This is a genomic window from Sphingomonas sp. CFBP 13728 (assembly GCF_014841895.1).
Lineage (GTDB): Bacteria > Pseudomonadota > Alphaproteobacteria > Sphingomonadales > Sphingomonadaceae > Sphingomonas.
The window spans coordinates 237,760-250,162 of sequence record NZ_JACYUS010000002.1; the positions used below are offsets into that span (position 1 = coordinate 237,760).

Below are 12,403 nucleotides of genomic sequence, written 5' to 3' on the forward strand. Positions count from 1 at the left end.
GTCGGCCTGTCATCTCGGGGGGGCCCAGAACGATGGACGACCAAGCCACACGCGACTTAGGCGCCACGGCAGCCGAACCAGCGATCTTGCAGGCGGCGGAGCCCGACGGTGCGCCGCGTATCGCGGTTCTCGATATCCTCCGCGGGATCGCGATCCTCGGCATCCTGTTCATGAACATCAACGACATGGGCGGCTCGCTCTGGGCGTCGTTCGGCGATTTTCGGCATATCGGGTGGACACGGGCCGATCAGGTCGCATGGTGGCTGCGCGAGGTGATCGCGAACGGCACCGCGCGCTGCATGCTCGAACTGCTGTTCGGTGCGGGGATGGTGATCCTGACCGATCGCGCCGCACTGAGCGCCGGCAAGCGCGTCGTGATGAAGCGCTATTACCTCCGCAACCTGCTGCTGTTCGGGTTCGGCGTCGTCCACGTCTTCATCCTGTTGTGGCCCGGCGACATCCTCCACACCTACGCGATCGCCGCGATGATCGCGTTCCTGTTCCGCCGGATGCGGCCGCGCTGGCTGATCACGATCGGGCTGATCGCCGCCGTCGCGCAGTTCGCAGGGGGCGGATATTTCGGCTATTATCAGGCGCTGCAGGAGCGGTCTCAGGTCGCCGCGATTAACGAAGCGCGCGCGGCAGGTCGACCGGTCACCGCGGACGATCGGAAGGTGCTTGCCAAGATCGCGACCGGCGACGCCAAGCGCGCCAAGAGCAAGGCCGACAGCCGTGCGAGGATCGTCGCGGAGGACAAGGCGCGGACCGGCAATTTCGCGACATGGGCGGCGATGCAGTGGAGCGTAACGGTCTATCTCGAGACGCACGGGTTCGAACTGCTGTTCGTCTGGGAAGCCGCCAGCGTGATGCTGATCGGTGCCGCGCTCTACAAGCTCGGCATCCTGCAAGGTTCGCGATCCCGCGGCTTCTACCTGCGCATGACGCTGATCGCCTACGCGGTCGCCATCCCGTTGCGGATCGTCGGCGCGATCGAGCAGACGCGGTTCGGCGATGCGCCGAAGACGATGTAGGCCACCGTCGAAGTCGCGCGCGAGGCGATGACGCTCGGCCATGTCGGCGCGGTGTGCCTGCTGCTCGGCACCGGGTTCGGCGCCACGCTGTTGCGGCCGTTCATCGCGGCCGGGCGGACTGCGCTGTCGATCTACATCCTCCAGACGATCGTCTGCCTGTGGATCCTGTTCCCGCCATTTGGGCTAGCCCTGTACGGGACGCTCGGCTGGACCGGTCTCATGGCGACGGCGCTGGCGATCGATATCGCGCTGTTGCTGCTCGCCAACGCCTATGTACGAAGGTTCGACATCGCCCCGGTGGAGTGGGCGTGGCGATCGCTGGTGGAGGGACGTGCGCTGCCGTGGCGCAGGGCGACGCCGCCGCCATTGTCCGGAGAACTACGCCCGACGTGACGGGACGAGGGCTCAGTCGTCCTCGTCCTCGAACCCCACCAGCGCCAGCGCGCGCGCCTTGATCTGGCGGGTCATGCACCAGTGGACCAGCGCGTCCTCGCGGCCGTGCGTGACCCAGACTTCCCGCGGCGCGATCTCGGTGAGCGTCGCGATCAGTTCGTCCCAATCGGCGTGATCGCTGAGAATCAGCGGGAGCTCGACGTTCTTCTGTCGCGCACGGCCCCGAACGCGCATCCAGCCGCTCGCCATCGCGGTGATCGGGTCGGGCAAGCGCCGCGACCAGCGATCGTTGAGCGCCCCCGGCGGGCACATCACGACATGCCCCGCCATATCCGCCTTCTTCGCGTCCGCCACCGGGAGCAGTTCGCCGAGCCTGACGCCGTGTTCCGCATACAGGTCGCACAGGCGTTGCAGCGCGCCGTGGATGTAGATCGGCGCTTCGTGACCGCGCTCGCGCAGTTCGGCGATCACGCGTTGTGCCTTGCCGAGCGCATAGGCGCCGACGACGACGCAGCGGTCGGGATTGGCGTGCAGCGCGGCGATCAGCTTGTCGATCTCGTCGCCGGTGTCGGGGTGGCGGAACACCGGCAGGCCGAAGGTGGCTTCGGTGATGAAGACGTCGCATTTGACGGGCTCGAACGGCGTGCAGGTCGGGTCCGCGCGGCGCTTGTAGTCGCCCGAAACGACGATCCTCTCCCCGCGATAGTCGAGCACGATCTGCGCGGAGCCGAGGACATGGCCGGCGGGGACGAAGCCGATGTCCACTTCTCCCATCCGGATCGTCTCGCCGTACGCGACCGGGTTGCCGGCCTGCGGGCCATAGCGCGCGTCCATGATCGCGAGTGTCTCCGGCGTCGCCCAGACCGCTTCGTGACCCCCGCGCGCGTGATCGGCGTGGCCGTGCGTGACGAGCGCCTTGGCGGTCGGGATCGAGGGGTCGATCCACGCGTCGATCGGCTTGACGAGAATGCCGTGGGGATGCGGTTCGAGCCAGTCGCCAAGTTTTGCCATGCGGGAGTAACGCGTGACGTCGGGGTGCGGTGCCGTCGGCAGCGTATGCACGGCCTTACGTCGTCCTCCCCCCGCCATAGAGGGATCGGTCAGCGCCGCCCGCCGACCTTGATCGTCGCGAGGATCGCGTCCATCCGCGCTGCCGCGACGGCCTGGGTCGGCGCGTTGCGGCTGGCTGGCGCTGCCGCCTTCACGGCGTACGTGACGCGGTCGATCGCGTAGCAGGCGCCGTTGATGACGCTGCGCAAGTTGGTCGCGTTCACCTGCTGGCTCATACCAGCGTCGCCATTGGTGTAGACCGTCCAGCGGTGGCCGCCGAGCATCCGGTTCGGCAGGCGCCTGGCGCTCCCCGAGACCAGTCCCGCGGTGCCGCACGTCGCCACCACGTCGGCACTCCGACTGAAGCCGACCTGGATCAGCTCGGTCACCTGCCCCTGGCCGTTGGTCGGCCGGGCGACCTCCCAGAAACGGACGATGCCGACGCCGCGACCGACCGGCGCGCCGTCCCACATCTGGCGCCAGCCGCGGTTCATCAGCGCGCGGCCGGCGAAATTGCGCGTCGGCGTCAGGCGGGAGGCGTAGGACAATCGGACGATCCCTCCCCCCCCGACGAACGACTTGTCGGCGGCGGTGGCATTGGCGAACGGCAGAAGTGCGAGCAACGGCAGGGGCAGGAGATAACGAAGAAGCGACACCGATCGTCTTTCACAACAGAGCTTTGGCCGAAATGGCGGCCATCGCGCACGCGGTCCATAGCGGTGCGGCGCGACGCCCCCATATGACGCTGATGCGTGAACAGGCCGTGAGCGACCTCCCCTCCCCCTTGGAAAACTGGTTTGTCGCGAGGGGTTGGCGGCCGCGGCGGCATCAGCTCGAGATGCTCGCCGAGGGCCGCGCGGGGCATCATGCCCTGCTGGTCGCGGCGACCGGCGCGGGCAAGACGCTCGCCGGGTTCCTGCCGACGCTTGCCGAACTGATCGAGGCGCCTACCACCGGTCTCCACACGCTCTACGTATCGCCGCTGAAGGCGCTCGCGGTCGACGTGCAGCGCAACCTGCTGACGCCGATCGACGAGATGGGCGTCGATATCCGCGTCGAGACTCGCACCGGCGACACGCCGTCGGATCGCAAGGCGCGACAGCGGATCAAACCGCCGCAGATCCTGCTGACGACCCCGGAGTCTCTGTCGCTATTGCTGAGCTATCCGGACAGCATCACGATGTTCAAAAACCTCCGCACGATCGTCGTCGACGAGGTCCACGCGTTCGCGACCGGCAAGCGCGGCGACCTATTGTCGCTGTGCATGGCGCGGTTGCAGACGATTTCGCCGGGAATGCGTCGCGTCGCGCTGTCGGCGACGGTGGCAGATGCCGATGGCTATCGCGCCTGGCTCGCGCCCGATGGTGACATCGACCAGGTCGCGATGGTCCGCGGCGAGGCGGGTGCGGATCCCAACATCGCGATCCTGCTGCCCGAGGGTCGCGTACCGTGGTCGGGCCATTCGGGCCGCTATGCCGCCGCGCAGGTGATGGCGGAGATCGAGGCGCACGAGACCTCGATCGTGTTCTGCAATACGCGCAGCCTGGCGGAACTGATCTTCCAGGATCTGTGGAAGGTGAATTCGGGCAATCTCCCAATCGGCGTCCACCACGGCAGCCTGGCCAAGGAGGCGCGGCGAAAAGTCGAGAACGCGATGGCCGAGGGGAAACTGCGCGCACTGGTTGCGACGTCGAGCCTCGATCTGGGCGTCGACTGGGGCAATGTAGATTGCGTGATCCAGATGGGCGCGCCGAAGGGTTCTTCGCGACTGTTGCAGCGGATCGGGCGCGCGAACCACCGGCTCGACGAATCGTCTCAGGCTATCGTCGTGCCGGGCAATCGCTTCGAATATCTGGAGGCACGGGCGGCGCTGGACGCGGTCGAGGCGGGCGAACTCGATGCGGATATCTTCCGCGTCGGTGCGCTCGACGTGCTGGCACAGCACGTGATGGCATGCGCATGCGCGGCACCGTTCCGCGAGGCCGACCTGCTCGACGAGATCCGCTCCGCGCTCCCCTATTCCGCGCTGCCGACCGAGACGTTCGAGCGCGTGCTGCACTTCATCAGCGACGGCGGCTATTCGCTGAAAGCGTATGACCGATTCAAGCGGCTCACGAAGGATGCGGACGGGACGTGGCGCGTCAGCCATCCGAAATTCATCGGCCAGCACCGGCTGAACGCCGGCATCATCGTCGAGGCGACGATGCTCAACGTGCGGTTCGGCAATGGCCGCGTGCTGGGTCGCGTCGAGGAGGCGTTCGCGGCGCAGTTGAGCCATGGCGATACGTTCTTCTTCGCCGGATTGAGCCTTGAGGTGATGAAGATCGACCTCGAGGATCTGGTCGTGCGTGCGACGTCGAAGCCCGCGCGCATCCCGACCTATGGCGGCAGCCGGATGCCGCTGTCGACCAACCTCGCCGATCGCGTTCGCGGGTTCCTCGCGCATCCAGGCGACTGGGCGCGCTTTCCCGACGACGTCCGCGAATGGCTGGAGATGCAGGCGTATCGATCGGTGATGCCCGAGCCCGGCCAGCTGCTGGTCGAGACCTTCCCGCGCGAGGGGCGGCATTACATGGTCGCGTACAGCTTCGAGGGGTGGAACGCGCACCAGTCGCTTGGCATGCTGATCACGCGGCGGATGGAGACGCAGGGGCTGAAACCGCTCGGTTTCGTTGCGAATGATTACGCGCTGGCGGTGTACGGGCTTGAGAAGATCACCGATCCGGCGTCGTTGTTCTCGACGGATATCCTCGAGCATGAGTTCGTCGAATGGGTGCAGCAATCGCACCTGCTAAAGCGTGCGTTTCGCGAGGTGGCGGTGATCGGCGGGCTGGTCGAGCGCCAGCATCCGGGCAAGCGCAAGACCGGTAAACAAGTGACGTTCTCGACCGACCTGATCTACGATGTGCTGCGCAAGTACGAGCCGACGCATCTGCTGCTGGAGGCGGCGTGGGCGGACGCGCGGGCGCGGATGACCGATGTCGGGCGGCTGGCATCTTTGCTCGACCGCGCCGCGGCGACGATGGTGCATGTCGATCTTGAGCGCGTAACGCCGCTCGCGGTGCCGGTGCTGACGCTGATCGGGCGCGAGAAGATCTCGACCAACAGTTCGGACGACGCGCTGCTGATCGAGGCGGAGGCGATGATCGCGGACGCGATGCGGCCGGATTGAGCGACTACGGCTGCCTACGTTGAAAACACCACCCCGGCGAAGGCCGGGGCCCAATTGGAAAGGTGGTCGTAACGGAACGTTGCCCTCCATTAGCAACCTCCCCCAATTGGGCCCCGGCCTCCGCCGGGGTGGTAGCGTTTGGAAGGGACGTTCGTCCCTAACTACGGTAGTTGCACGCGCGCGAATTCAGGCGCAGCATTTGCAGCATGCACAAGTGGCTAGCCCCGCTACTGCTAGTCATCGCCGCCCAAGCTAGCGCTCAGGACGCAGTCTCTCCACGCCCAAATGCTGCACCCACGCCCGGTGCAGCATCCGCAGCAGAGCCCGACCCCGCCACGCTCCTCTTCGGCGACGACGAATCCCGCATGACCGTCCCCGTGACGATCGCCGGCGCCGGCCCCTTCCCCTTCGTCGTCGACACCGGCGCGCAGCGTACCGTCATCGCCCGCGAACTCGCCGCCACGCTCGGCCTTGCCCCAGGCCGCATCGTCCGCGTGACCGGCATGACCGGCTCGGACAGCATCGGCACCGTCATGATCCCCTCGCTCAAGGTGAGCGTCATCGGTAGCGCCGCGATCGAGGCCCCGGCGATCAGCGCGATCAATCTCGGTGCGCGCGGGCTGCTCGGGATCGACACATTGCAGGATCATGCGGTGACGATCGACTTCGACACCAAGACGATGACCGTCACCCCCTCGCGCAAACGCCAAAATCGCGAACGCGCAGGTCCCGACGAGATCGTGATCAAAGCGCGCAGCCTGTTCGGACAGCTGGTCGTCACCGACGCCTATTGCAACGGCATCCGCATCCGCGTGATCCTCGATACCGGCACGTCCGTGAGCATGGCCAATGGCGCACTCCGCCGGAAGGTGACGCGCAAGGGATTGGGCCGCGCTGGGCCGTCGCAGTCGGTGTCGCTGACCGGCGTCACCGGCGAAACGGTGGTTGCGGATTACACGACGATCGACCGCGTCACGATCGGGAGCCTCTCGCTCGGCGACGTGCCCGTCGCATTCACTGCGATCGATGCGCCGCCGTTCCGGCAGTTCGGATTGTCCGAGCGTCCCGCGATGCTGCTCGGGATGGATGTGCTGCAGTTGTTTCGCCGCGTCGACATCGATTTCGCCAACCGTGAAGTCAGGCTGGCATTGCCTCGCGGAACGCGTCGTGGCGGCGAGCCGCGGCGCTGAGGTTGCGTAACCGCGCGTTCGCTGCAACTCTCCCCACAGAAACGAACAAGGGGACGACGATGCGCGCGACTGGTTGGCTACTCACGGCGGCGATTCTGACCACACCCGTGACGACGGCGGTTGGGGCACAGGCGCAGTCGCGCCCTGACCAGAAGGCGTTCCTCGGGCTCTACAAGGAACTGGTCGAGACCAACACGACGCTGTCCGCCGGCAGCTGCACGCAGGCGGCGGCGCAGATCGGCGCGCGGCTTAAGACGGCGGGCTATGCGGACGCCGACATCACCTATTTCTCGGTGCCCGAGCACCCGAAGGACGGCGGGCTGGTCGCGGTGCTGAAGGGGTCGGACGCGTCGATCAAGCCGATGCTGCTGCTCGCGCATCTCGACGTGGTCGAGGCCAAGCGCGAGGATTGGGTGCGCGATCCGTTCAAGCTGATCGAGGAAGGCGGCTATTATTACGCGCGCGGCACCGTCGACGACAAGGCGCAGGCGGCGATCTGGTCCGACGCGATGATCCGCTTCAAGACCAGCGGGTACAAGCCAAAGCGGACGATCAAGCTCGCGCTCACCTGCGGCGAGGAGACGACCTTTGCCTGGAACGGCGCGCAGTATCTGGCGAAATCGAAGCCCGACCTGATCGCGGCCGAGTTCGCGCTGAACGAGGGCGGCGGCGGGCGGATCGACGACAACGGCAAGCGCCAGCTGCTGGCGATCCAGGTCGGCGAGAAGGCCGCGCAGAACTACACGTTTCTCGCGACCAACCCAGGCGGGCACAGCTCGCAGCCAATCCCCGAGAACGCGATCTACGAGCTCGCCGACGCGGTGAAGGCAGTCCAGGGCTACGAGTTTCCGGTGAAGTTCACCGACACGACCAAGGCGTTCTTCGCGGCGAGTGCGAAGGCGATGCCGGGCGAGATGGGGGATGCGATCACGAAGCTGCTCGCGAACCCCGAGGACAAGACGGCGGATGCGATCGTCAGCCGCGACAAGGCGATGCACTCCACGTTGCGCACGACCTGCGTGGCGACGTTGCTGAACGCGGGTCACGCGGAGAACGCCTTGCCGCAGCGGGCGACGGCGAACATCAACTGCCGGATCTTTCCGGGCGAGACGGTGGAGGGCACGCTCGCCAAGCTGAAGGAGCTGGCGGGAGCCAAGGTGACGGTGACGGCGAACCAGCCGGTGCGCCCGACCGCGATCCCGCCGACGCTCGACCCGAAGATCATGGGGCCCGTGACCAAGGTTGCGGCGAAGCACTTCCCCGGCCTGCCGATTCTCCCACTGATGTCGACCGGCGCGACCGACGGCATTTTCTTCGAGGCGATCGGCATCCCGGTCTACGGCGCGCCGGGCGTCTTCATCGACAAGGACATGGGCGGCATCCACGGCCTCAACGAGCGAATTCGTGTGAATTCCCTGTACGACGGCCGAGACTACCTTTTCGACTTGGTAAAGGCGTTTGCGGGGTGAGCGTCTTTTCCCTCGCCCCTTCGGGGAGAGGGAGGGAGGAGCCTTTAGGCGACGGAAGGGAGAGGGGCTTGGGGCTCGAGACGGTGCCCGACAACGCCCCTCTCCCTTCCCACGGCAAGTGCCGCGGGCCCCTTCCCTCTCCCCGGGGGGGCGAGGGAGCACGCGCTTCCCGCCCCGAAACCGTTCGCCCCGCGCCCGGCTTAGACGGTGACCTGTTCGCCTAGTTCGAGCACCTTGCCCGGCGGGATCTTCAAGAAGTCAGTGGGGTCGCTGGCGTTGCGCTGCAGGAACAGGAAGATCCGGTCCTGCCACGGCGGCATGCCCTTCTCCGCATCGGGCTTCAGCGTATTCCGCCCGATGAAGAACGAGGTGCGCATGGGGTCGAGTCCGAGCTGCTCGGTCTTGTTGCCGACGCCGAGATCGCGCGGCACGTCGGGGGACTCCATGAACCCGTAGGTCAGCACGACGATCGAGAAATTGTCGTCGACGCGTTCCACCTTTGCACGCTGGGACTCCTCGACGAACGGCCGATCCGCGGTGCGGATGCTGACGATCAGGTTGCGCTCGTGGAGCACCTTGTTGTGCTTGAGATTGTGCAGCAGCGCGCCGGGTGTTGCGTGCGGGTTGCCGGTCAGGAACACGGCCGTTCCCGACACACGCTCGGGCGGACGCTTTTCCAACGCCGAGGCGAGATCGCTGAGCGGGATGCTCTGGCGTTTCTCGAACGCGCTGACGATCTTCTTGCCGCGCACCCAGGTGAAGATGATCAGCCCGATCGCGGCGGCGATGACCAGCGGTACCCAGCCCCCTTCGATCACGCGCAGGATGTTCGCGCCGAAGAAGATCAAGTCGAGCGTCAGGAACGGCAGGATCGCCGCCAGCGCAAGCGGGCGCGACCAGTTCCAGCGGTGGCGGACGACGATGTACGCTAGCAAGGTGGTGACGACCATCGTGCCGGTCACCGCGATACCGTACGCGGCGGCCATCGCCGACGACGTCTTGAACTGGATCACCAGCACCAGCACGCCGATCAGCAACAGCCAGTTGATCGCGGGGAGGTAGATTTGGCCGGCGAACACGGCCGAGGTCTGGCGGATGCGCAGGCGGGGGAGCAGGCCGAGCTGGATCGCCTGCTGCGTCAGCGAGAATGCACCGGTGATGACCGCCTGGCTGGCGATGACGGTCGCGAAGCCGGCGAGGATGATCAGCGCCGGACGCAGCGATTCGGACGCCATCAGGAAGAACCAGTCCTGATTGACGAACGGCACGCCGCGCGCCGCCGCATCCTCGAGCCGTGACAAGGCGAATGCGCCCTGCCCCAGGTAATTGAGCGCGAGCGCGGGGAAGACGAGGAAGAACCAGCCGATGCGGATCGGCAGCTTGCCGAAATGGCCCATGTCGGCGGTCAGCGCTTCGGCACCGGTGACGGTCAGGAACACCGCACCGAGCACGAACAAGCCGGTGACGCCGTGCGTGGCGAGGAACGAGATGCCGTAGGTCGGCAGGAACACGCGGACGATCGAGGGCTCGTCGGCGATGTGCCAGATGCCGAGCGCGCCGATCGCCACGAACCAGAGGATGCAGACCGGGCCGAACAGCTTCGATACCTGCGCCGTGCCGCGCGACTGGATCAGGAACAGCCCGATCAGGATGGCGATCGTCAGCGCGCGGACGACGCCTTCGTTGAAGATGTGCGCCGCGCTGGGGATCGTCCGCAGGCCTTCCATCGCGGAGAGCACCGACAGCGCCGGCGTGATGATCGCATCGCCGTAGAACAGCGACGCGCCCGCCGCGCCGAGCACGATCGCGATCCGCGACCGCATGCCGAGGGCGCGACGAGCGAGCGCGGCCAGCGCCAGTACGCCGCCCTCGCCCTGGTTGTCGGCGCGCATCAGGAAGATGACGTATTTGACCGTCACGACGAGGAACAGCGACCAGAGCGCGAGGCTCAGCACGCCGAGGATCTCGCTCGGATCGATGCCGCCCGCAGACGTCTGGCCGAGCGCCTCGCGAAACGCATAGAGCGGGCTGGTGCCGATATCGCCGAACACCACGCCGATCGCGCCGACGGTCAGCGCGGCGAGTGCGGGGTGCGGATGCAGATGCGCCGCCGACAGATCGCCAGGCGTTTCCGGTACAGCGGCAGTTTGGGGTGTTCCGGCGACGGACGTCATGGCGCGAAGAGCGCTCCTCCTGAGGGGACGGCGCGCTTTACGCCGATTGGGGGCATGCGCAAGCCCCACCCGGTTCGCGACGATGGCGGCTTGTTTCGGTGCGGCGGGGGCGGCATGGCGGGCGGATGGTTCCCTTTTCGTTCGGCGGGCATGCGCTTCTGGCGTTGGCGCAAGGCGCGCTGTTCTGGCCGGAGCGGCATGCGCTGCTGGTCGCCGACCTGCATTTCGAGAAGGCGAGCTGGTTCGCCAAGCGCGGCCAGATGCTGCCGCCGTATGACTCGATCGCGACGCTGGCGGATCTCACCGCGCTGGTCGCCGCGACTTGCGCGCGCGAAGTCTGGTGCCTCGGCGACAGCTTCCACGACAGCGACGGGTGCAAGCGGCTGCCGCAGCGCGCGCAGGACATGCTGCGGGCGATGACCGACGGGACGCGCTGGACGTGGATCACGGGCAATCACGACCCGGCTATCCTCGATCGGTGTGGCGGGGAGGTGGTGGACGAGGTGGTCGTCGACGGGCTGGTGCTGCGGCACGAAGCGGACCGGACGGAGACGCGGCCGGAGCTGTCGGGGCATTTCCATCCGAAGCTTCGGTTGCGGGTGCGGGGGAAATCGGTTGCGCGGCGGTGTTTCGTGGCGACGGCAACGAAGCTGATTTTACCCGCGTTCGGGTCGCTAACCGGGGGACTGGATGTGGATCATCCGGAAATCGTGCGTGCGGTCGGGGTTGGGGCCGAGGCTATGGTGCCGGTGGCGGACCGAATGCTGCGGTTTCCCGTTGCAGCCTGACGTTCCTATCAGTCACCCCGGAACGAGTGCGATGCTTCCCTATCGAAACATCACCCCATCCCTCCTTGTTCTCCCGCGAAGGCGGGAGCCCAGTCTGGGTCCCCGCCTTCGCGGGGAAACAAGCTACTTCGATCCGGTGATCTACTGGAGAGCCTGCTAACGAAATTCAGCTAGAAATAGTTGGGAACGCCGCGCGGAAGGCCGCTACCTTCGGCTTGTCCCACATCACGACATAAGGATGCGTCGGGTTCCGGTCGTAGAAATTCTGGTGATACGCCTCGGCCGGGTAGAACGCGCCCGTCTCCAGCTTCGTCACGATCGGCCCGGAGAACGCATGCGTGGCGCCAAGCTGCGCGATGTACGCGCGGGCGACCTGCGCCTGCGCCGGCGACTGCGGGAAGATCGCCGAACGATAGCTGGTGCCGCTGTCCGGTCCCTGGCGGTTTAGCGTCGTCGGATCATGCGCGATCGAGAAGTATACGCGGAGCAGCGTCCCGTAGCTCACCACGCGGGGATCGTACGCAATCTTGATCGCTTCCGCGTGCTTCGTCGTCTCGGCAGAGACCTGATCGTAAGTCGCGGTCGCCTTGGTGCCGCCAGCATAGCCAGTCGTGACCGCCTTCACGCCCTTCACATGCTCGAACACCGCCTCCATCGTCCAGAAACAGCCGCCTGCGAGCACCGCGGTCTGGATACCGGGCGCTGCAGGAAGGTCGGTCTTGACGGCGGGGATGACGACGGCGCGGGCGCCTTGCGCGGTGCCGGTGGCAATAAACGCACCGGCGATACCGACGGCGGCGAGCGTGGCGAGAAGCGGCTTTTTCATGTTTTGATACATGGGGCTGCCGCTCGTCTTCGCTAGGCCGGCGTTGCAGTTATCAGATGGGCTGTTATCGCGCGGTGGCGGAAACGCTGTGCTCGAAATGGCTGGCGAAGGTCTGGCGGGCTTCGGCGGGCTGGAGTGCGAGCAAGCCAATGGCGCCGAGGACGAAACCGCCGCTGAACTGCCAGAAGAAACTCGACTTTACGATGCTGCGCATGATGCGATCCCAATGAAACCCAGTGATGGCGCCGGCCGGATAGGTCAGCGTCAGCTACGGACCGGCATGTCGTAGAGATGCCGGCCAACCACAATG

The 12,403-nt window shown here is 66.4% G+C and carries 10 protein-coding genes and 1 pseudogene; 6 read left to right on the forward strand and 5 right to left on the reverse strand.

Features of this window, described 5'->3' with window-relative positions:
* Positions 1–32 precede the first annotated feature (32 nt).
* The gene (locus IFT67_RS09930) at positions 33–1,031 is read left to right on the forward strand and encodes a DUF418 domain-containing protein (RefSeq protein WP_244647314.1); all 999 of its coding nucleotides are present in this window, start codon (positions 33–35) and stop codon (positions 1,029–1,031) included.
* A gap of 21 nt (positions 1,032–1,052) precedes the next feature.
* Positions 1,053–1,424 (forward strand): annotated as a pseudogene (locus IFT67_RS20605) (DUF418 domain-containing protein); the annotation flags it as partial.
* Positions 1,425–1,436: 12 nt separating this feature from the next.
* Here the strand turns inward: IFT67_RS20605 and IFT67_RS09935 are convergent.
* Positions 1,437–2,435 (reverse strand): ligase-associated DNA damage response exonuclease, encoded by a 999-nt coding sequence (locus tag IFT67_RS09935; protein ID WP_133029610.1) that lies wholly within the window; start codon positions 2,433–2,435, stop codon positions 1,437–1,439.
* A gap of 89 nt (positions 2,436–2,524) precedes the next feature.
* The gene (locus tag IFT67_RS09940) at positions 2,525–3,130 is read right to left on the reverse strand and encodes a hypothetical protein (protein ID WP_192146918.1); all 606 of its coding nucleotides are present in this window, start codon (positions 3,128–3,130) and stop codon (positions 2,525–2,527) included.
* A gap of 92 nt (positions 3,131–3,222) precedes the next feature.
* Here IFT67_RS09940 and IFT67_RS09945 point away from each other — a divergent pair, with 92 nt between their 5' ends.
* The 3 genes from IFT67_RS09945 (at position 3,223) to IFT67_RS09955 (ending at position 8,305) form a co-directional block, all read left to right on the forward strand.
* The gene (locus IFT67_RS09945; protein ID WP_192146920.1) at positions 3,223–5,646 is read left to right on the forward strand and encodes a ligase-associated DNA damage response DEXH box helicase; all 2,424 of its coding nucleotides are present in this window, start codon (positions 3,223–3,225) and stop codon (positions 5,644–5,646) included.
* 365 nt (positions 5,647–6,011) lie between these two features.
* Complete coding sequence (locus IFT67_RS09950; RefSeq protein ID WP_244647316.1) at positions 6,012–6,836, forward strand: aspartyl protease family protein; 825 nt, start codon at positions 6,012–6,014, stop codon at positions 6,834–6,836.
* Between the two features lie 59 nt (positions 6,837–6,895).
* Positions 6,896–8,305: a M20/M25/M40 family metallo-hydrolase gene (locus tag IFT67_RS09955; protein WP_192146924.1), complete on the forward strand. Its 1,410-nt coding sequence runs from the start codon at positions 6,896–6,898 to the stop codon at positions 8,303–8,305.
* A gap of 200 nt (positions 8,306–8,505) precedes the next feature.
* Here the strand turns inward: IFT67_RS09955 and IFT67_RS09960 are convergent, their stop codons facing one another.
* A complete protein-coding gene (locus IFT67_RS09960; protein ID WP_192146926.1) occupies positions 8,506–10,479 on the reverse strand; it encodes a potassium transporter Kup in 1,974 nt (657 codons plus the stop codon).
* A gap of 125 nt (positions 10,480–10,604) precedes the next feature.
* Here IFT67_RS09960 and pdeM point away from each other — a divergent pair, with 125 nt between their 5' ends.
* Positions 10,605–11,267, forward strand: coding sequence for a ligase-associated DNA damage response endonuclease PdeM (pdeM, locus tag IFT67_RS09965; RefSeq protein WP_192146928.1), 663 nt, complete (start codon positions 10,605–10,607; stop codon positions 11,265–11,267).
* 166 nt (positions 11,268–11,433) lie between these two features.
* On the opposite strand, the gene msrA is transcribed toward pdeM, so the two are convergent.
* Entirely contained in the window at positions 11,434–12,093 is a 660-nt protein-coding gene (gene msrA, locus IFT67_RS09970; protein ID WP_192146930.1) for a peptide-methionine (S)-S-oxide reductase MsrA, read from the reverse strand.
* Between the two features lie 64 nt (positions 12,094–12,157).
* Positions 12,158–12,307 (reverse strand): hypothetical protein, encoded by a 150-nt coding sequence (locus IFT67_RS09975; RefSeq protein ID WP_165895481.1) that lies wholly within the window; start codon positions 12,305–12,307, stop codon positions 12,158–12,160.
* Positions 12,308–12,403 lie beyond the last annotated feature (96 nt).

Coding starts and splice junctions, on each gene's coding strand:
- IFT67_RS09945 (WP_192146920.1), top strand. CDS start 3,223: ATGCGTGAACAGGCCGTGAGCGACCTCCCCTCCCCCTTGGAAAACTGG.
- IFT67_RS09975 (WP_165895481.1), bottom strand. CDS start 12,307: ATGCGCAGCATCGTAAAGTCGAGTTTCTTCTGGCAGTTCAGCGGCGGT.
- IFT67_RS09930 (WP_244647314.1), top strand. CDS start 33: ATGGACGACCAAGCCACACGCGACTTAGGCGCCACGGCAGCCGAACCA.
- msrA (WP_192146930.1), bottom strand. CDS start 12,093: ATGAAAAAGCCGCTTCTCGCCACGCTCGCCGCCGTCGGTATCGCCGGT.
- IFT67_RS09960 (WP_192146926.1), bottom strand. CDS start 10,479: ATGACGTCCGTCGCCGGAACACCCCAAACTGCCGCTGTACCGGAAACG.
- pdeM (WP_192146928.1), top strand. CDS start 10,605: ATGGTTCCCTTTTCGTTCGGCGGGCATGCGCTTCTGGCGTTGGCGCAA.
- IFT67_RS09950 (WP_244647316.1), top strand. CDS start 6,012: ATGACCGTCCCCGTGACGATCGCCGGCGCCGGCCCCTTCCCCTTCGTC.
- IFT67_RS09935 (WP_133029610.1), bottom strand. CDS start 2,435: ATGGCAAAACTTGGCGACTGGCTCGAACCGCATCCCCACGGCATTCTC.
- IFT67_RS09955 (WP_192146924.1), top strand. CDS start 6,896: ATGCGCGCGACTGGTTGGCTACTCACGGCGGCGATTCTGACCACACCC.